The sequence below is a fragment of the Acidovorax sp. GW821-FHT09A11 genome (assembly GCF_059418365.1).
This window is the reverse complement of the sequence record NZ_JBWKPS010000004.1, coordinates 120,960-138,589: the sequence shown is the minus strand read 5'-3', so window position 1 is coordinate 138,589 and position 17,630 is coordinate 120,960. Positions and strand designations below refer to the sequence as shown.

Sequence of the window (17,630 nt, the reverse complement as noted above, 5' to 3'; positions counted from 1 at the left end):
GCTCAAAGGTCCGCCTCGGCGAACCAGCGTCCCGCCTGGTCCTTCGCGGACAGCTGGATGGCGGCATCGACGGCAGGCCAGGCGATGGCCAGCTGTGGATCGTCCCAGCGGATGCAGCGTTCGTGCTCAGGGCTGTAGTAATCGGTGGTCTTGTAGAGGAAATCAGCCGATTCGGACACCACCAGGAAACCATGGGCAAGCCCCGGCGGCACCCAGAGCTGCCGGTGGTTGTCTTCCGTCAGCAGCGCTCCGACCCACTGGCCAAAGGTGGGCGATCCCTTGCGGATGTCAACGGCGACATCAAACGCCGCGCCCCGCACCACCCGCACCAGCTTGCCCTGGGCCCTGGGAGGCAGCTGGTAGTGCAGGCCACGCAGCACGCCCTGGCTGCTTCGGCTGTGGTTGTCCTGCACGAAGTCGCACTGGACGCCGGTAGCCTCCTGGAAGGCCTGCTGGTTGAAGCTCTCGTAGAAGAACCCCCGGCTGTCGCCGAACACCTTGGGCTCGATCAGTACGACATCAGGGATGGATTGGCGGATGGAATGCATGGCGGTTCAATAAACTTTGTCGTTCAGCAGGCGCTGAAGGTACTGGCCGTAACCGTTCTTGGACAGAGGCTGGGCCAGGCGCTCGAGCTGGGCACTGTCGATCCAGTTCGAGCGCCAGGCGATTTCTTCAGGGCACGCGATCTTGAGGCCCTGGCGGTGCTCCAGCGTGGCAATGAACTGGCTGGCCTCCAGCAGGCTCTCGTGGGTGCCCGTGTCCAGCCAGGCGTAGCCACGGCCCATGATCTCGACATTCAGCTGGCCCTGGTCCAGGTACAGGCGGTTCAGGTCGGTGATTTCAAGTTCACCCCGTGGCGACGGCTTGAGGCTCTTGGCCATCTGTGCCACCTGGCTGTCATAGAAGTACAGGCCGGTGACGGCATAGCTGCTCTTGGGCTGGGCGGGCTTTTCCTCCAGGGACAGCACCTTGCCCTGCGCGTCGAATTCAGCCACGCCATAGCGTTCCGGGTCGTGCACATGGTAGGCAAACACGCTGGCACCCACCGTGCGCTGCTGTGCATTGCCGAGCAGCTCATGGAAATCATGGCCGTAGAAGATGTTGTCCCCCAGCACCAGGGCACTGGGCGCGCCGTCCAGGAATGCTTCACCGATGATGAAGGCCTGGGCCAGGCCATCCGGGCTGGGCTGCACGGCATATTGCAGGTTCAGCCCCCACTGGCTGCCATCGCCCAGCAGTTGCTCGAAGCGCGGGGTGTCCTGCGGCGTGCTGATGACCAGGATGTCACGGATGCCCGCGAGCATCAGCGTGCTCAGCGGGTAGTAGATCATGGGCTTGTCGTAGACCGGCAGCAGTTGCTTGCTGATGGCCAGGGTGGCCGGGTGCAGCCGAGTGCCAGAGCCTCCGGCGAGGATGATGCCTTTGCGTTGCGTCATGGTCAGGTGCCGTTCAGAGAGTTTCAGCCAGCATGCGCGCCACGCCAGACTGCCAAGGCGGCATCTGCAAGCCAAAGGCGGCCTGCAGCTTGCCGGTGTTCAAGCGCGAGTTGTGCGGGCGCACCGCACGGGTGGGGAATGCGCTTGTCGGAACTGGCGCCACTTCTTTTGCTTTTATTTCAATAGCAGGTTGTACAAGCTGTGCTTGCGCAAGAACGTATTTTGCGTATTCGTTCCAGTTCGTCTCGCCGGCCGCCACGCAGTGGTAGAGCCCGGCGTCCTGCGGGCGCTGCTGCAGGTGGCGCAGTGCATGGGCGGTCACATCCGCCAGCAGGTCCGCGCCGGTGGGGGCTCCCCACTGGTCATCGATGACGGTCAGGCGATCGCGCTCCTGGGCCAGGCGCAGCATGGTCTTGGCGAAGTTGCCGCCGCGCGCGGCGTAGACCCAGCTGGTGCGCAGGATCAGGTGCTTGGCACCGGCCTCTGCGATCAGCTGCTCGCCTTCGAGCTTGGTGCGGCCGTAGACGCTCAACGGGGCAGGCGCATCGGTCTCCACCCAGGGGCGGCGGCCGCTGCCGTCGAACACATAGTCGGTGCTGTAGTGCACCAGCCAGGCGCCCAGCCGCGCAGCTTCCTGCGCGATGGCGCCGGGAGTGGTGGCATTGAGCGTGCGCGCAAAGTCGGCCTCGCTCTCGGCCCTGTCCACGGCGGTATGGGCCGCGGCATTGACGATGACGTCGGGGCGCAGGGCGCGCACCGTGTCGACCACCCCCGCCGGGTTGGCAAAGTCGCCGCAGTGGTCGGTGCTGTCATGGTCCAGGGCCGTCACCGTGCCCAGCAAGGACAGGCTGCGCTGCAGCTCCCACCCGACCTGGCCGCCCTTGCCAAAGAGCAGGATGTTCATGCGCTGGCGTCCGCGACGGCAGCGGCTGGTGCCTCCTGCGCGTACTGGGTCTGCACCCAGTCGCGGTAGGCACCGGTCTGCACGCTGGCCACCCAGTCGGCATGCTCCAGGTACCACTGCACCGTCTTGCGGATGCCGGTGTCGAAGGTTTCGGCAGGCTTCCAGCCCAGCTCGCGCTCGATCTTGCGCGCATCGATGGCGTAGCGGCGGTCGTGGCCGGGGCGGTCCTTCACATAGGTGATCTGGGTGCGGTAGCTCTGGCCGTCGGCACGGGGGCGCAGCTCGTCGAGCAGCGCACACACCATGTTCACGATCTCGATGTTGGGTTTCTCGTTCCAGCCGCCCACGTTGTAGGTCTCGCCGGGCGCACCGGCTTCCAGCACGCGGCGGATGGCACTGCAATGGTCCTTCACGTACAGCCAGTCGCGCACCTGCATGCCGTCGCCATACACGGGCAGGTTCTTGCCGGCCAGGGCGTTGACGATCATCAGCGGGATCAGCTTCTCGGGGAAGTGATAGGGACCGTAGTTGTTGCTGCAGTTGGTGGTGAGCACCGGCAGGCCGTAGGTGTGGTGCCAGGCGCGCACCAGGTGGTCGCTGGCGGCCTTGCTGGCGCTGTAGGGGCTGTTGGGCTCGAAGCCGCGTGTCTCGGCGAAGGCCGGGTCGGTGGGGGCCAGCGATCCGTACACCTCGTCGGTGGACACATGCAGGAAGCGGAACGCCGCGCGCTCGCCCTCGGGCAGCGCGCTCCAGTGGGCGCGCACGGCCTCCAGCAGGCGGAACGATCCCACGATGTTGGTCTGGATGAAGTCTTCCGGCCCGTGGATGGAACGGTCCACATGCGACTCGGCCGCGAAGTTGACCACGGCGCGGGGCTTGTGCTCGGCCAGCAGGCGGGCCACCAGGGCGGTGTCGCCGATATCGCCCTGCACGAAGATGTGGCGCGCATCACCCTGAACACTGTCCAGGTTGTGCAGATTGCCAGCGTAGGTGAGCTTGTCGAGGTTGACCACGGGCTCGCTGGAGGCAGCAAGCCAGTCAAGAACGAAGTTGGCGCCAATGAAACCCGCGCCGCCAGTAACCAGAATCATAGGGAGGGCTGTGTGAAATGCCAGCTCGGCAGAACCCGCGATTATCCCACCCTGCCCGGCCACCAGGTAACAGAGTTCAACGCATGGGCATCTGCGCGGGCCGGACGGTCGTCAGAAGTGAATGCCGCGCATCATCTGCTGCAGCGCCACCGCCTCGGCCGACAGCTGCGGCTTGGCGCCCTTGTCACCCTTGGCGGCGGCGGTGGAATCCGGGAACATGCGAAAGCTGGTGTTCATCGTGATCTGCGCCACGCGGGGCACCAGCGCATGCAGCAGCTGGCCGGTGATGCCCAGGCGCGTGGCGATGCGCACCGGCTTGAAGATGCAGGCCTGGGCGATCATGTCGGCCGCCTCCTCGGGGCTCAGCGTGGGCACGTTGTTGTAGATCTTGGTGGGCGCGATCATGGGCGTGCGCACCAGCGGCATGTTGATGGTGGTGAAGGTGATGCCCTGGTCGGCGAACTCGCTCGATGCGCAGCGTGTCCAGGCATCCAGCGCCGCCTTGCTGGCCACATAGGCCGAAAAGCGCGGCGCGTTGGTCAGCACGCCGATGGAGCTGATGTTGACCACATGGCCCTTGCGCTTGGCCACCATGCAGGGCAGAAAGCCCATGGTCACGCGCAGGCAGCCGAAGTAGTTGAGCTGCATGGTGCGCTCGTAGTCGTGGAAGCGGTCGTAGCTCGACTCGATGGCACGGCGGATGGAGCGGCCCGCGTTGTTGATCAGGAAGTCCACGCCGCCGTGGTTGTCGATCAGCAGCTGCACGAAGCGGTCGCAATCGGCCATGTCGGCGATGTCGGCCGAATACGCGATGAAGGCGTAGCCCTTGGCCTTGGCCTCCGCGCACGCCTCGTCGAGCTTGTCCTGGTCACGCCCGCAAATGATGGTGGTCGCACCCGCCTCGGCGAACTTGTGCGCCGCCGCCAGGCCGATGCCCGAAGACCCCCCGGTGATCAGCACGACCTTGCCCGCCACCGTGCCCTTGAGCGTGCGGTCGATGAACAGCTCGGGATCAAGATTGCGCTCCCAGTAGTCCCACAGGCGCCAGGCGTAGTCCTTGAGGTTGGGGCAGGTCACGCCCGAGCCCTTGAGCGCCGCCAGCGTTTCGCGGCAGTCAAAGCGCGTGGGGTAGTTCACGAAGGTGAGCATGTCCTCGGGCAGGCCCAGGTCCTTCATGACGGCATTGCGCACGCGGCGCACGGGCGCCAGGGCCATCAGGCTTTTCTTGATGCTCTTGGGGATGAAGCCGAGCAGCGCGGCGTTGACGAACAGGTTCATGCGCGGCGCATGCGCGGCGCGGCTGAAGATGTCGAGCACATCGCCCACGCGGTAGCCGACCGGGTCCACCAGATGGAAGCACTTCTTGCCGATGTCCTTCTGGTGGCTGATGACGTTGAGCGCGTTCACCACGAAGTCCACCGGCACGATGTTCACGCGCCCGCCCTCCAGGCCCACGGTGGGCATCCAGGGCGGCAGCAGCTGGCGCAGGCGCTGGATGAGCTTGAAGAAGTAGTAGGGGCCGTCGATCTTGTCCATCTCGCCGGTCGTGCTGTCGCCCACCACCATGGCGGGGCGGTACACCGTCCAGGGCACCTTGCAGTCCTGGCGCACGATCTTCTCGCTCTCGTGCTTGGTCTGGAAGTACGGGTGGTCCAGGCCCTCGGCCTCCTCGAACATGTCCTCGCGGAACACGCCTTCATACAGGCCCGCGGCAGCGATGGACGAGACGTGGTGGAAGTGCCCGGCATCAATGGCCTTGGCCAGATCGACCGTGTTGCGCGTGCCCTCGATGTTCACGGCGACCTGGGTTTCCTCGTCGGCGGAGAGGTCATACACGGCGGCCAGGTGGTAGAAGTGGTCGATCTGCCCCTTGAGCTTCTTGACGTCTTCCGCAGCCACACCCAGCTTCTTCGCGGTGAGGTCGCCAAACACGGGAATGGCGCGCGTGGCACCCACGCCCCAGAAGCTGCGCAGGTCGGCCACCTTGTCCGCGCTTTCCTTGCGGAGCAGGAAATGCACCACCGCGCCCTTGCGCTCCAGCAGCTTCTTGACCAGCCGCTTGCCAATGAAACCCGTTGCCCCCGTCACGAAATACTGCATGGAAAACTCCTGTGAGATAGCTTCATTCTTGCCCAAGGCCTGCGCGCACCGATTCAGCAGAAACCCGCGCCGATCCTAGGGCCCGCAGCCCGGCGCGGGCTAGACGGCACGCTCTACATTTTTAGGAGCGCGCGCCTACACCTTGCGCGCCGCGCGGCGTACAGTGCGGCCATGCGTCAGAGGCAATCCGCCCTGGCAAACCCACCCAACCGCACAACGGAGGCCCCATGGTCAAGAAACTGCAGAAACTCAGCGCCGACAAGAAAAAGAGCAACGCCCAACTGTCCAGCACCGTCAAGGACTCCGCCCAGCAGATCTGGCTGGCGGGCCTGGGCGCCTTCTCCAAGGCGCAGGAAGAAGGCGGCCGGGTGTTCGAAGCACTGGTCAAGGAAGGCCTGACCATCCAGCGCAAGACCCAGGCCGTGGCCGAGGAAAAGATCACCGAGGCCACCAGCCGCGTGACCACCATGGCCAGCGACATCGGCTCCAAGGCCCAGGGCCAGTGGGACAAGCTCGAGAACATCTTTGAAGACCGCGTCGCCAAGGCCCTGTCCAAGCTGGGCGTGCCATCGGCCCGCGACCTGCAGGCACTGAGCGCCCGCGTGGATGCACTGGCCAAGGGCGGCAAGGCAGCCCCCGCCAAGGCCGCAGCTGCCGCAAAGCCCGCCGCCAAGGCCCCGGCCAAGAAGGCCCCCGCGAAAAAGGCGGCCCCTGCCAAGGCGGCTGCAAAGCCCGCCGCCAAGGCCGCTCCGGCCAAGAAGGCCGCCGCCAAGAAGCCTGCCGCACGCGCGGCAGCCGACACCGGCGCCAACACCCCATCGGGCAGCTGATTGCGCATCAGGCAGGCGGCAGGCAACACCACCGTGCCGCCCCTGAAAAAAAGGCGGTCAATGCGCGAGAGCGTGTTGGCCGCTTTTTTTGGCCGGAGCCCACGCCCTCGCGCCAGGCCGCCCACGACAGGGACGCAGCGGCGCTGATATGCAGGCGCGATGCCGCAGTGCAGCATTTCTGTGTCGGTTAGAGTAACCACCAGAGACATCGAAACAACGACGCAAAACGACGCGAAGGGGCCCGCACACATGGTGAAGAAAGCGCCACGCCGCACCGCAGAACGCATTCTGGAAGTGACACTGGACCTGTTCAACCGGTTCGGCGAACCCAACGTCTCCACCACCCTGATTTCCGCCGAGCTGCGCATCAGCCCGGGCAACCTCTACTACCACTATCCCGCCAAGGATGAGCTGATCAACGCGCTGTTCGACCGCTACGAACGCTCGCTCACCGAACTCCTCACGGCCAGTGACGGCGTGCGCAATGTGGAGGATGCCTGGTTCTTCATGCACACGCTGTTCGAGCTGATCTGGCAGTACCGCTTCCTGTACCGCGACCTGAACGACCTGCTGTCCAAGAACCGGCGCCTGGAAACCCACTTCCAGGCCATCCTCAAGAACAAGACCCGGGCCGTGCGCGCCATGCTCGATGGCATGGGCCGCGCGGACAGCCTGCACATCGACTCGCGCGAGCTGGAAGCCACCGCCACCAGCATGGTGGTGGTGCTGACCTACTGGCTGAGCTTCGAGTACGTGCGCGACCCGCGCCGCGCGCTGGAGCCTGAAAGCGCCCAGGCCGCGCTCCTGCGCGGCGCCCACCATGTGCTGAACCTGCTCATGCCCTACCTCGAAAGCAGCCAGCGGGCCCATCTGCTGGAGCTGGTGGGCGCTTACGCCGCTGCGCCGGGATAGGCGCAGGCAGCAAGCACCCGCCTCACGGCAGCACGACAGGCCCCCCTCCCACAAGAACTTCAGGAGACACACACCATGGCCAAATGGACCCCCTTCCCCCACGCAGGCGACTATGCGTTCGACGCCGCGAGCGTCAAGAAGCACTGGGCCCGGCTGCACAGCGGCGATGCCGAGCCCTGCCCCAAGGACACCGCGGTGCTCGAAGCCTGGGCGATGTTCCACAACGGCGACTTCGAGAAGGCAGCGGCGGCCGGCCTGGCGGCTGGCGGCCCTGGCATCACGGTGGCCAACAAGGCAGCCTCCATCTACGCCAACTACCTGGAGCAAAGGGAAAAGACCCGGCTCGACCTCTTCACCCAGGTGGCGGAGCGCGCCGAGGCGCAGGCCGCGGCGGAGCCCGGCAACGCCAATGCCTGGTACTGGCACGCCTACGCGCTGGGCCGCTACAGCCAGGGCATCAGCGTGGCCAAGGCGCTGGCGCAGGGCCTGGGCGGCAAGGTGAAGGAATCGCTGGAAAAGGCCATCGCGCTGTCGCCCAAGCACGCCGATGCACGCATCGCGCTGGGCGCATTCCATGCCGAGGTGATCGACAAGGTGGGCTCGCTGATTGGCGGCATGACCTACGGCGCGAAGAAGGACACCGGACTCAAGCTGTTCCAGGAAGCCCTCAAGCTCAACCCCGGCTCGGCCATCTGCATGATCGAATACGCCAACGCCCTGGTCATGCTCGAAGGCGACAAGAAGATGAAGGAAGCCACCGGGTTCTACGAAAAGGCCGCCGCCAGCGAACCCGCCGATGCGATGGAGCGCCTGGACGTGGAGATGGCGCGCGCCGAACTGGAAGATTGAATTCGGAACACCCCCTGGCCTGGCCGCGCCCGTCCTGAAAATCCAGGACCGCCCGTGGCGCCGCGGAATGCGGCCGGGCCGCGAAGTCCGCGCTCCAGGTCAGCCGGCAAAGCGGCGCAAGGCAATCTCCAGCAGGCCGTCGAAGATCAGGTTGTCCACCAGTTCGAAAGGGCGCGTCATGCTGGGCGCCATCTTCCAGCCCGCGCCGCCGGTCATCAGGCACGCCGGCTCCTCGCCGCAGTGCTGGATGACGTGCTGCACCATGCGCTCCACGGCCCCCGCGATCGCATAGGTGCCGCCGCTGGTGAGGGCATCGCTGGTGTTGGTGGGAAACATGCGCACCTCGCCCGTGGGCACGTGCAGCCCGGCGGTCCCGGACTCCAGCGCGCGCAGCATGATGCCGTGGCCCGGCAGGATGAGCCCGCCCATGAACCGGCCCTCGGTGTCGATGCACTCCACCGTGACCGCCGTGCCCACCATGACGACCACCAGCGGCCGCGCCGGGCCCTGGCGCAGCACATGGTGGCGCGCACCGACCATGGCGACCCACCGGTCGGAGCCCAGGCGCGAGGGATGGTCGTAGCCGTTGGCAAGACCTGCCTCCTGCGCCGACGACACCACCCACGAGGGCTCGACGTTCCAGATCTCCATCTGCTCCTCGACCCGGCGCTTGACGGCGTCGCCCGCCACCACGCACCCCAGCATGCGCTGGGGGTGCGGCAAGGGCGCCCAGCTGCCCTCGGCCAGGCGGTCGATGTGGTCCAGAAACTCGGCGCCATGCGCCAGCAGCGCAGCCCCGGGGCGGGGAGCGTCGTACAACGCCCATTTGAGACGGGTGTTGCCGACGTCGATGGCCAGAAATGTCATGCGGGGGATTATCCCGAGTTTTGCGGCGCCCCCGCGTACCCGCGGCGACAGGCGCCGGCGGCGGGATGGCGCGGAAAGAATGTCAAAAATCGTTTCGCGCGCCTGTGCGACACACCAGCGCCACGCTTTGCACGCTACAGTGGTCGTTCCTGTTTCTGCAACTTTAGGAGGTACGACATGGGTCTTTTCAGTTTCATCAAGGAAGCCGGCGAAAAGCTGTTCGGCGGCAAGGAGGCCCAGGCAGCAACGGCCGCTGCGCCCACACAGGATGAACTCAATGCCAAGGCGGCCAAGGCCATCGAGACCTACATCGCGGCCCAGAACCTGGGCGCCAGCAACGTGCAGGTGGCGTTCGACGGCACGCAGGGCAAGGTCACCGTGAAGGGCACCGCCCCCACGCAAGGCGCCAAGGAAAAAGTCACCCTGTGCTGCGGCAACGTGGCCAGCGTGACCAGCGTCGAGAACCTGATGGAGGTGACCAATCCCGAGCCCGAGGCCCAGTACCACGACGTGGTGCGCGGCGACACGCTCAGCGCCATCGCCAAGAAGTTCTATGGCGACGCCAACAAGTACCCCGCGATCTTCGAGGCCAACAAGCCCATGCTGACCCATCCCGACAAGATCTACCCCGGCCAGAAGCTGCGCATTCCGCCGCTTTGAGCAGGGCAAGACGTCCTGACGGGCAAGCGGGCCACCAGGCCCGCTTTTTTTGGGCGCGCCCATCGCGCGCACCGGCGGGTCGTCTCTCAGTTCTGCCGCCAGGGCAGCCCGTGAAAGCGCCAGCCGCCCTTCCTGCCGCGCTGGCCCTGGGCGTCGGCATCTCCCTCGAAACCTTCCAGGATGTTGTAGGCCGTGAAGCCCAGTTCGGTGGCGCGCCGCGCCGCGGCGATGGAGCGCACGCCGCTGCGGCACAGCATCACCAGCGTGGCGCCGGCGGGTGCGGCCGCGCGCAGCTGGGTGTCGAATCCGGCGTTCAGGGCCATGCCTGGCCACTGCTTCCAGGCCACGGCGGCGCCCCCGGGCACCTGTCCCACCCATTCGCGTTCGGCGTCGCTGCGCACGTCCACCAGCACGGCCTGGCCGGCCTGCATCCACTGCCAGGCCTGCTGCGGCGTGACATCGCCCGCGTAGCCTTCGGCGGGAGTGATCGTTTGCGGGATGGTCATCAGCTAGCTCCTTTCATCTCGGTTAACCGGTCCACGGGACGGGCCCACGGCCCGCCACAGGGGCGAATGCGTCACTCCCACAACGGAGCGGGTTCATCGCGCAGGCGGCTGCGCAGCACCGCGTAGTCGGGCACCACGGTGGCCACGGTGTCCCAGAAGCGCGGGCTGTGGTCCATCACGCGCAGGTGGGCCAGCTCGTGGGCCACCACATAGTCGATGATGGCCGGGCGGTAGTGCAGCAGGCGCCAGTTCAGGCGGATGGAGCCGTCGGCCTTGGCACTGCCCCAGCGGGTCTGCGCGCTGGACAGGCGCAGGCTGGCCCAGCGCACCCCCAGCAGCGGGGCGAAGTGGTCCAGCCGCGCGGTGAAGTGGCGGCGTGCATCGCGCATGAGCCAGGCCTGCACGGCGTCGCGGATCTGGGCGGCGCTGGCACTGTGGGGCAGGCCGATGTGCAGGCTGCGGGCGACGGCGATGCCCTCTTCCCCGGCCGAGGGCGGCGCGGACGGCACCAGCGCCCCGCCCCTGCCGGCAAAGCCATGGCTTGGGTCCAGCACCACCGTGAGCGGCTCGCCCAGGTACGGCAGCACCGCGCCATGGGCCCAGAGGATGCGGCCGCCCTCCATGCGCTGTTGGCGCTCGCGGGCCTCCGACAGCTTGCGCAGGATCCAGTCCGACTTGTCGCGCAGCGCGGCGTCCACCGCCGAAAGGGTCACCCAGCTGGGCGCGCGCACCGACAGGCCATCCGCGCCCACGGTGAAGCCGATGGTGCGTCGCCGTGCGCGCTGCAGCGCATAGGCGACCACGGCGTCGCCCAGCAGCACTTCGCGGCTGGCCTGCGGGTGGCGGAACTCGGCCGGCGACAGCAGGGACGGCAAGGGCACCGCCGGTGCCGCAGGCCTGCTTGCTATCGTTTTAGGAGCTACCGGCGCTTGATCATTCTGCGCCAGCGGCGCTCCAGGCTTGAAACCTGAAGCCTGCACCGCCGATGCCGCAACCGGTGCGGCCGGCGGGTCGAAAAGGTCGAGCGCCAATTGCACAAGCCGGTGCATGGAATCAATAGCTCCCCAGCGACGAGCAGCCATCCAGGGCATCCGCCACCGGCGCTGCCCAGGCCAGCAGCCGCCGCGCCAGGGCCGCCCCGCCACGCTGGCGGCGCCTTGCCGGCATGCGCTGGTGGCGCCCTCCCTCCCGCGCGGCGCGGCACTTCAGGAGGAGCAGCTCAGGGGGTGTTCTCATAGGCCTCGGGGTCCAGGCGGCGCATCTCGGCCTCGATCCAGGCCTCGACCTCGCGCATCAGCTCGTCGGGCTGGCGGCCCACGCTGGAAATGGGTTTGCCGATGGACACGTCCACCACGCCGGGCCGCTTGATGAAGGCCTTGCGCGGCCAGACCTTGGCCGAGGTCACGGCGATGGGCACCACGGGCGCGCCGGTGTCGATGGCCAGGCGCGTGCCCCCGGTCTTGTAGTTGCCCTTGCGCCCGCGCTCGATGCGCGTGCCCTCGGGGAACATGATGATCCAGATGCCCTTGGCCAGCAGGTCCTTGCCCTGCTGCACCACCTTGTTGAACGCCTGCGTGCGCTGGTTGCGGTCGATGTGGATCATGTCCAGGCGGCCAATCGCCCAGCCAAAGAAGGGAACGTAGAGCAGCTCCTTCTTGAACACGTAGGCCAGCGGGCGCGGCATGATCGTGGGCATGAGGAAGGTTTCGTACGTGGACTGGTGCTTGACCAGCAGCACGGCCCCGGCGTTCTCGCCCTGCGGGAGGTTTTCCATGCCGGTCACATGGGCGCGGACGCCCAGGATCACCCGGGCACCGCTGATGCACAGCGACAGCCATGCGCGTGCGATGCGGTACAGCGGCCCTCCGCGCACGCCCAGCAGGGTGCCCAGCATGATGGCCAGCGCATAGGGCACGACGGTGATGCCCATCCAGAGAAGGTGAATGACGGAACGGATAAAAGCCATTTTTAGGAGTTTTCGGCTGCCAGCGCTTGATCATCTAGCGCTGGCAGCTATTAAATTAATAGCATCAAGACGATGGGGCACTGCCGTGCAGGGGCAGGGGAATGGCCGCCAGCGCTGCCGCCGGCACCTGCACCGCGGGCAGCAGCTGGTCCACGAAATCCCCCAGGCTGGCGTGCACCAGCGTGCCCGCCGGAATGCCCGCCGGCAGCGGCCCGCCGGGGTGCACCTGGGCCGACTGCCCCGTGCACACCAGGTGCAGCTGCGCGCCCAGCGCGGCGCCGGCCTGCAGATGGGCGGCACAGCTGCCCACCACCCGCACGTCCTGCCGCTCCACGCCATAGCGGTCGCTGATCTGCTCCAGCAGGCCCGGGGCGGGCTTGCGGCAGGCGCACTCCTCGTCGGCCGCGTGCGGGCAGTAGAACACCGCGTCGATGCGCCCCCCCACGGCGGCCACCTGCCGGTGCATCTTGGTATGGATGGCATTGAGGGCCACCACGTCGAACAGCCCCCGGCCCAGCCCCGGCTGGTTGGTCGCCACCACCACATGCCAGCCGGCATGGTTCAGGCGCGCGATGGCTTCGAGCGCGCCCGGCACGGCGGTCCACTCGTCGGCGGAGGTGATGTAGTCCTCCCCCAGCGGGTTGAGGGTGCCGTCGCGGTCGAGGATGGCGAGTTTCATGGGGCTTGGTTACCTTGTGAGAATCGCCAGCCTATCAGCTTGGGCCATCCGGTCAAACGGCCAGGCGCGAGAGGTCGGCCACGCGGTTCATCGCGTTGTGCAGCATCTTGAGCAGGCCCAGGCGGTTCATCCGCACATCCAGCTGCTCGGCGTTGACCATCACGTCGTCGAAGAACGCATCCACCGGCGCGCGCAGCACGGCCAGGGTCTGCAGGCTGGCGGTGTAGTCGCCCGCGTCGAACTGCGCATTGGCCTCGGGCACGAAGCGCTGCAGCGCGGCGTACAGGTCCTGCTCGGCCTTTTCCTGCAGCAGGTCGGGGTTCACGTGGGCATCCACCGGGCCCTCGACCTCGGCCTTTTTCAGGATGTTGCCCACGCGCTTGTTGGCCGCGGCCAGGGCCGGGCTTTCGGGCAGTGCGGCAAAGGCGCGCACGGCCGCCAGTTGCTTTTCGACCAGGGCCAGGCGCTGCGGGCGCAGGGCCAGGACGGCGTCGACCTCCTGCGCGCGGTAGCCCTGCTCGCGCAGGCTGCCGGCGAGGCGGTCGTAGATGAAGTCGGCAAGTTGCGCGGATGCGTCGGTGATCTTGTCGCCAAAGGCGGGCACCGCACCGGCGAGCAGGTCGTTGAGCTGCAGCGGCAGGTCTTTTTCGACCAGCATGCGGATCACGCCCAGCGCATGGCGGCGCAGCGCGAACGGATCGCGGTCGCCGGTGGGCAGGTTGCCGATGCCGAACATGCCCACCAGGGTTTCGAGCTTGTCGGCCAGCGCCACCACCACGCCGGCGGTGTTGCGCGGCAGCGTATCACCGGCAAAACGGGGCTTGTAGTGGTCTTCGATGGCGTGGGCCACGGTCTCGCCCAGGCCGTCGTTCAGGGCGTAGTAGCCGCCCATGATGCCCTGCAGCTCGGGGAACTCGCCCACCATGTCGGTCACGAGGTCGGTCTTGGCCAGTTGCGCGGCTTTGTCGGCATCAGCGACCAGCGCAGCATCGCCCAATTGCGTGGCAATGGCTTTGGCTATTGACCTAACGCGCTCCACGCGCTCGCCCTGTGTGCCCAGCTTGTTGTGATAGACCACCTTGGAGAGGCCCTCGACGCGCGAGGCCAGCGTCTTCTTGCGGTCCTGGTCGAAGAAGAACTTCGCGTCGGCCAGGCGCGGGCGCACCACGCGCTCGTTGCCGCCAGTCACGAAGCTGGTGTCCTCGGGGCTGATGTTGCTGACCACCAGGAACTTGTGGGTGAGCTTGCCCGCGGCGTCCAGCAGGGGAAAGTACTTCTGGTTGGCCTTCATCGTGAGGATCAGGCACTCCTGCGGCACGTCGAGGAATTCGGTCTCGAACGAGCAGGTGACCACGTTGGGGCGCTCGACCAGCGCGGTCACCTCGTCGAGCAGCGCCTCGTCTTCAATGGGGCGCGCGCCGTTGCCCACCTGGGCGGCGGCCGCGGCCAGCTGGCGGGCGATCTCGGCCTTGCGCTCGGCAAAGGAGGCGATCACGGCGCCGTCCTTCTTGAGCGTGGCGGCGTAGCTGTCGGCGTCCTGCAGCACCACGGGCGACACGGCGGCTTCAAAACGGTGGCCCTGCGTGCTGTTGCCCGCCGTGAGGCCCAGCGCCTTCACCGGCACCACGGTGCTGCCGTGCAGCGCGACCAGGCCGTGCGCGGGGCGCACGAAGTTCACGCTGGTCCAGCCGGGCAGTTCGCAGTCGGTCTCGAGCTGGTAGCTCATGACCTTGGGGATGGGCAGCTTGGCAATCGCCTCCTGCAGCGCTTTCTGCAGGCCGTCCTGCAGCGTCGCGCCAGGCACCACGCTGTCGTAGAACAGGGCCTCGGCCTTGCCGTCCAGCGCGCGCTTGAGCGCCGCCACGGCAGCTGCCGGGTCGGACACATCCGCACCCAGGGCCTGCAGCTTTTTCAACAGCGCCGGGCTGGCGTTGCCGCTGGCGTCGAGCCCCACGGTCACGGGCATGAGCTTTTGCTGCACGGCCTTGTCGGCGGCCTTGTCGGCCACGCCGGTCACATGCGCGGCCAGGCGGCGGGGCGATGCAAAGGGCGTGACCACGGACGCTGCCGTGGCCAGGCCCTGCGCCTTGAGCTGGTCGCCCAGCACGGTGGCAAAGGCATCGCCCAGCTTTTGCAGCGCCTTGGGCGGCAGCTCTTCGACAAACAGTTCTACGAGAAGGTTTTGGGTCGTCGTCATGTTCTTGTTCTCTTTCGTCCGCTCAGGCTGCCTTCTTGGCCATTTGCTCCACCCACTCGCGCGGTGCCATGGGGAAGCCCAGGCGCTCGCGGCTCTCGTAGTAGCTTTGCGCCACGGCACGGGCCAGGTTGCGGATGCGGCCGATGTACGCAGCGCGTTCGGTCACGCTGATCGCGCCGCGCGCATCCAGCAGGTTGAAGCTGTGCGCGGCCTTGAGCACCTGTTCGTAGGCGGGCAGCGCCAGCTGCTGCTCCATCAGGTACTTGGCCTGCTTTTCGTGCGCGTTGAAGGCGGTGAACAAGAAGTCCGCGTCGCTGTGTTCGAAGTTGTAGGTGGACTGCTCCACCTCATTTTGCTTGTACACATCGCCATAGCTCAGCGTGTCGGTCCACTTCAGGTTGTAGACGTTGTCCACGCCCTGCAGGTACATGGCCAGGCGCTCCAGACCATAGGTGATCTCGCCCGTGGCGGGCTTGCAGTCGATGCCGCCGACCTGCTGGAAGTAGGTGAACTGCGTCACCTCCATGCCATTGAGCCACACCTCCCAGCCCAGGCCCCAGGCGCCCAGCGTGGGGTTCTCCCAGTCGTCCTCGACGAAGCGGATGTCGTTCTTCTTCAGGTCGAAGCCCAGGGCTTCGAGGCTGCCCAGGTACAGCTCCAGGATGTTGGCCGGCGCGGGCTTCAGGACCACCTGGTACTGGTAGTAGTGCTGCAGCCGGTTGGGGTTCTCGCCGTAGCGGCCGTCCTTGGGGCGGCGGCTGGGCTGCACATAGGCGGCCTTCCAGGGCTCGGGTCCGATGGCGCGCAGGAAGGTGGCGGTGTGCGAGGTGCCGGCGCCCACTTCCATGTCGTAGGGCTGCAAAAGAGCGCAACCCTGCGCGTCCCAGTAGGACTGCAGCTTCAAAATGATTTGCTGGAATGTCAACATGGCGTCTGTGGCACTGGCAAGCCAGGGCCGGGCAAGTAGGAGGAGAAAAGAAAACGATGCAAGGCGTGGGCGCAAGGCCTGCCGACCACCCCGGGCAGCACGGACGGGCATCGCACACGCGAACCGATCATTTTACGGCGCCGCAGCAAGGCCGCCCTGCAAACACCGCGACGCCACCGCCAGTCGCTGCCAGCAGCCAGAGGTCGAAACCGCCCGCCCCATGAAAAAAGGCCAGAGCCCTCGTGGAGCCCCAGCCTTTCCAACCCATCCGCGCCGCCCATAAGCCACCGCGTGCAGGTGCCGCCCTTGCAGGCAACCATCGGCGCACAGCAGCACGCCAAATCAATAAAAATCCGTCGCTCGACTCGCACAACCCAAGGTCCAACTGGACACGCGGCCATCGCGAGAGCACCCGTGGATCTGGCTCCGCCAGTCCACCAGGTTCCCCCTTAGGGGGAAGGCGCGCAGCGCCTCAGGGGGAGACTAGTACTCCCAGAAGATGCGCTGCAGCTCTTTGCTGTCGTTGGTCTTGGTGAGCGCCACCATGGCAAGGATGCGGGCCTTTTGCGGACGCAGGTCATGCGCCACCACCCAGTCGTACTTGTCGTCGGGCTGCTCGGCGTTGCGCAGCACGAAACCGTCGGGCACGCGGGCCGAGCGCACGATCTGCACGCCCGCCGCACGCAGCGCCTTGAGCGAATCCACCGCCTGCGCGGCCACCGAGCCGTTGCCCGTGCCGGCGTGGATCAGCGCCTTCACGCCAGCCTTGCCGTAGGCCTCGATGCCCGTGGTGTTCATGTTGCCGTAGCCGTACACGATGTCCACGGCGGGCAGGGCCTGGATCTCGTCGATGTTGAACTCGGAATTGGCGGTGTGGCGCTTGACGGGCGCGCGGAACCAGTAGTTCTTGCCCTCCACCACCATGCCCAGCGGCCCCCACTGGCTCTTGAAGGCCTCGGTCTTGATGTTGATGGTCTTGCTCACGTCGCGGCCGCTCTGGATCTCGTCGTTCATGGTGACGAGCACGCCCTTGCCGGCGGCGTCCTTGCTGGCCGCCACGCTCACGGCGTCGTACAGGTTCAGCGCGCCGTCGGCCGACAGGGCCGTGCCGGGGCGCATGGAGCCGACCACGACGATGGGCTTGTTCGTGCGCACCACCAGGTTCAGGAAGTACGCGGTTTCTTCCAGGGTGTCGGTGCCGTGGGTGATGACGATGCCGTCCACATCAGCCTGCTTGGACAGGGCCGAGACACGCTGGCCGAGCTTGAGCAGGTGCTCGTTGGTGAAGCTCTCGGAGGCGATCTGGAACACCTGCTCGCCCGAGACCTTGGCGACGCTGGCCAGCTCCGGCAGGCCCGCCAGCAGCTTGTCGACCGGCACCTTGGCCGCGGCGTAGGTGGCGCTGTTGGCGGCCGAGGCGCCCGCACCGGCGATGGTGCCGCCCGTGGCAAGCACCACGACATGGGGCTTGGCGGCCTGGGCCATGGCCACGGCCGAGGCGGCGGACAGCAGCAGGCCGGCCAGCCAGCGGTGCACGGGGGGGGAAATGCGCATGACAGAAATCTCCAGACAGTTGTTATGAAGAGGCCGCCAGCGGAATGCGCTGACAGCCCGGCCGCTCGTTGGCGGTGCCGGATCGTATGAGAGAGTCACACACATCGTTAGGGAATAATCAGCCTCTTCTTGTGAATTTCACTCATAC

Annotated in this window: 18 protein-coding genes; 4 read left to right on the top strand and 14 right to left on the bottom strand. The window is 66.7% G+C overall.

What is annotated here, in order from left to right; genetic code table 11:
* Positions 1-2: 2 nt before the first annotated feature.
* From rfbC to AC07PV_RS11745, 5 genes are all read right to left on the bottom strand, one after another.
* Positions 3-548: a dTDP-4-dehydrorhamnose 3,5-epimerase gene (gene rfbC, locus AC07PV_RS11765; protein ID WP_218293183.1), complete on the bottom strand. Its 546-nt coding sequence runs from the start codon at positions 546-548 to the stop codon at positions 3-5.
* A 6-nt stretch (positions 549-554) separates the two neighbouring features.
* Positions 555-1,439 carry a glucose-1-phosphate thymidylyltransferase RfbA gene (gene rfbA / locus AC07PV_RS11760; RefSeq protein ID WP_218293182.1) on the bottom strand — a complete coding sequence of 295 codons (885 nt, stop codon included), beginning with the start codon at positions 1,437-1,439 and terminating at the stop codon, positions 555-557.
* Between the two features lie 13 nt (positions 1,440-1,452).
* The gene (gene rfbD / locus AC07PV_RS11755) at positions 1,453-2,343 is read right to left on the bottom strand and encodes a dTDP-4-dehydrorhamnose reductase (RefSeq protein ID WP_494630319.1); all 891 of its coding nucleotides are present in this window, start codon (positions 2,341-2,343) and stop codon (positions 1,453-1,455) included.
* Complete coding sequence (gene rfbB / locus AC07PV_RS11750; RefSeq protein WP_494630318.1) at positions 2,340-3,434, bottom strand: dTDP-glucose 4,6-dehydratase; 1,095 nt, start codon at positions 3,432-3,434, stop codon at positions 2,340-2,342. The genes rfbD and rfbB overlap by 4 nt, the downstream gene beginning before the upstream one ends.
* Before the next feature lie 111 nt (positions 3,435-3,545).
* Positions 3,546-5,534: an SDR family oxidoreductase gene (locus AC07PV_RS11745; RefSeq protein ID WP_494630317.1), complete on the bottom strand. Its 1,989-nt coding sequence runs from the start codon at positions 5,532-5,534 to the stop codon at positions 3,546-3,548.
* A 227-nt stretch (positions 5,535-5,761) separates the two neighbouring features.
* On the opposite strand from AC07PV_RS11745, the gene AC07PV_RS11740 reads away from it, so the two are divergent.
* The 3 genes from AC07PV_RS11740 (at position 5,762) to AC07PV_RS11730 (ending at position 8,125) form a co-directional block, all read left to right on the top strand.
* Positions 5,762-6,364: a phasin family protein gene (locus tag AC07PV_RS11740; protein WP_218293178.1), complete on the top strand. Its 603-nt coding sequence runs from the start codon at positions 5,762-5,764 to the stop codon at positions 6,362-6,364.
* Positions 6,365-6,613: 249 nt separating this feature from the next.
* Entirely contained in the window at positions 6,614-7,276 is a 663-nt protein-coding gene (locus tag AC07PV_RS11735; protein WP_218293177.1) for a TetR/AcrR family transcriptional regulator, read from the top strand.
* 75 nt (positions 7,277-7,351) lie between these two features.
* Complete coding sequence (locus AC07PV_RS11730) at positions 7,352-8,125, top strand: tetratricopeptide repeat protein (RefSeq protein WP_218293176.1); 774 nt, start codon at positions 7,352-7,354, stop codon at positions 8,123-8,125.
* Positions 8,126-8,224: 99 nt separating this feature from the next.
* On the opposite strand, the gene AC07PV_RS11725 is transcribed toward AC07PV_RS11730, so the two are convergent.
* Positions 8,225-8,992 carry a type III pantothenate kinase gene (locus AC07PV_RS11725; protein WP_218293175.1) on the bottom strand — a complete coding sequence of 256 codons (768 nt, stop codon included), beginning with the start codon at positions 8,990-8,992 and terminating at the stop codon, positions 8,225-8,227.
* A gap of 177 nt (positions 8,993-9,169) precedes the next feature.
* Here AC07PV_RS11725 and lysM point away from each other — a divergent pair, with 177 nt between their 5' ends.
* A complete protein-coding gene (gene lysM / locus AC07PV_RS11720; protein WP_218293174.1) occupies positions 9,170-9,652 on the top strand; it encodes a peptidoglycan-binding protein LysM in 483 nt (160 codons plus the stop codon).
* An 86-nt stretch (positions 9,653-9,738) separates the two neighbouring features.
* Here the strand turns inward: lysM and AC07PV_RS11715 are convergent, their stop codons facing one another.
* The 8 genes from AC07PV_RS11715 to AC07PV_RS11680 form a co-directional block, all read right to left on the bottom strand.
* Positions 9,739-10,158 carry a rhodanese-like domain-containing protein gene (locus AC07PV_RS11715; RefSeq protein ID WP_218293173.1) on the bottom strand — a complete coding sequence of 140 codons (420 nt, stop codon included), beginning with the start codon at positions 10,156-10,158 and terminating at the stop codon, positions 9,739-9,741.
* Between the two features lie 71 nt (positions 10,159-10,229).
* Positions 10,230-11,207, bottom strand: a complete 978-nt coding sequence (locus AC07PV_RS11710; protein WP_494630316.1) for a M48 family metallopeptidase — start codon at positions 11,205-11,207, stop codon at positions 10,230-10,232.
* A 4-nt stretch (positions 11,208-11,211) separates the two neighbouring features.
* Entirely contained in the window at positions 11,212-11,394 is a 183-nt protein-coding gene (locus AC07PV_RS11705; protein ID WP_494630315.1) for a hypothetical protein, read from the bottom strand.
* Entirely contained in the window at positions 11,378-12,124 is a 747-nt protein-coding gene (locus AC07PV_RS11700) for a lysophospholipid acyltransferase family protein (RefSeq protein WP_218293171.1), read from the bottom strand. The genes AC07PV_RS11705 and AC07PV_RS11700 overlap by 17 nt, the downstream gene beginning before the upstream one ends.
* A gap of 64 nt (positions 12,125-12,188) precedes the next feature.
* The gene (gene gmhB, locus AC07PV_RS11695) at positions 12,189-12,803 is read right to left on the bottom strand and encodes a D-glycero-beta-D-manno-heptose 1,7-bisphosphate 7-phosphatase (RefSeq protein WP_218293170.1); all 615 of its coding nucleotides are present in this window, start codon (positions 12,801-12,803) and stop codon (positions 12,189-12,191) included.
* Between the two features lie 52 nt (positions 12,804-12,855).
* The gene (glyS, locus tag AC07PV_RS11690; protein ID WP_494630313.1) at positions 12,856-15,000 is read right to left on the bottom strand and encodes a glycine--tRNA ligase subunit beta; all 2,145 of its coding nucleotides are present in this window, start codon (positions 14,998-15,000) and stop codon (positions 12,856-12,858) included.
* Between the two features lie 22 nt (positions 15,001-15,022).
* Entirely contained in the window at positions 15,023-15,928 is a 906-nt protein-coding gene (gene glyQ / locus AC07PV_RS11685) for a glycine--tRNA ligase subunit alpha (RefSeq protein ID WP_056413984.1), read from the bottom strand.
* Between the two features lie 483 nt (positions 15,929-16,411).
* The gene (locus tag AC07PV_RS11680; RefSeq protein WP_218293168.1) at positions 16,412-17,482 is read right to left on the bottom strand and encodes a type II asparaginase; all 1,071 of its coding nucleotides are present in this window, start codon (positions 17,480-17,482) and stop codon (positions 16,412-16,414) included.
* Positions 17,483-17,630: the final 148 nt, after the last annotated feature.

Excerpts from the sequence above, each read along its gene's own strand:
- rfbC (WP_218293183.1), bottom strand. The coding sequence starts at position 548 with ATGCATTCCATCCGCCAATCCATCCCTGATGTCGTACTGATCGAGCCC.
- rfbA (WP_218293182.1), bottom strand. The coding sequence starts at position 1,439 with ATGACGCAACGCAAAGGCATCATCCTCGCCGGAGGCTCTGGCACTCGG.
- rfbD (WP_494630319.1), bottom strand. The coding sequence starts at position 2,343 with ATGAACATCCTGCTCTTTGGCAAGGGCGGCCAGGTCGGGTGGGAGCTG.
- rfbB (WP_494630318.1), bottom strand. The coding sequence starts at position 3,434 with ATGATTCTGGTTACTGGCGGCGCGGGTTTCATTGGCGCCAACTTCGTT.
- AC07PV_RS11745 (WP_494630317.1), bottom strand. The coding sequence starts at position 5,534 with ATGCAGTATTTCGTGACGGGGGCAACGGGTTTCATTGGCAAGCGGCTG.
- AC07PV_RS11740 (WP_218293178.1), top strand. The coding sequence starts at position 5,762 with ATGGTCAAGAAACTGCAGAAACTCAGCGCCGACAAGAAAAAGAGCAAC.
- AC07PV_RS11735 (WP_218293177.1), top strand. The coding sequence starts at position 6,614 with ATGGTGAAGAAAGCGCCACGCCGCACCGCAGAACGCATTCTGGAAGTG.
- AC07PV_RS11730 (WP_218293176.1), top strand. The coding sequence starts at position 7,352 with ATGGCCAAATGGACCCCCTTCCCCCACGCAGGCGACTATGCGTTCGAC.
- AC07PV_RS11725 (WP_218293175.1), bottom strand. The coding sequence starts at position 8,992 with ATGACATTTCTGGCCATCGACGTCGGCAACACCCGTCTCAAATGGGCG.
- lysM (WP_218293174.1), top strand. The coding sequence starts at position 9,170 with ATGGGTCTTTTCAGTTTCATCAAGGAAGCCGGCGAAAAGCTGTTCGGC.
- AC07PV_RS11715 (WP_218293173.1), bottom strand. The coding sequence starts at position 10,158 with ATGACCATCCCGCAAACGATCACTCCCGCCGAAGGCTACGCGGGCGAT.
- AC07PV_RS11710 (WP_494630316.1), bottom strand. The coding sequence starts at position 11,207 with ATGCACCGGCTTGTGCAATTGGCGCTCGACCTTTTCGACCCGCCGGCC.
- AC07PV_RS11705 (WP_494630315.1), bottom strand. The coding sequence starts at position 11,394 with ATGAGAACACCCCCTGAGCTGCTCCTCCTGAAGTGCCGCGCCGCGCGG.
- AC07PV_RS11700 (WP_218293171.1), bottom strand. The coding sequence starts at position 12,124 with ATGGCTTTTATCCGTTCCGTCATTCACCTTCTCTGGATGGGCATCACC.
- gmhB (WP_218293170.1), bottom strand. The coding sequence starts at position 12,803 with ATGAAACTCGCCATCCTCGACCGCGACGGCACCCTCAACCCGCTGGGG.
- glyS (WP_494630313.1), bottom strand. The coding sequence starts at position 15,000 with ATGACGACGACCCAAAACCTTCTCGTAGAACTGTTTGTCGAAGAGCTG.
- glyQ (WP_056413984.1), bottom strand. The coding sequence starts at position 15,928 with ATGTTGACATTCCAGCAAATCATTTTGAAGCTGCAGTCCTACTGGGAC.
- AC07PV_RS11680 (WP_218293168.1), bottom strand. The coding sequence starts at position 17,482 with ATGCGCATTTCCCCCCCCGTGCACCGCTGGCTGGCCGGCCTGCTGCTG.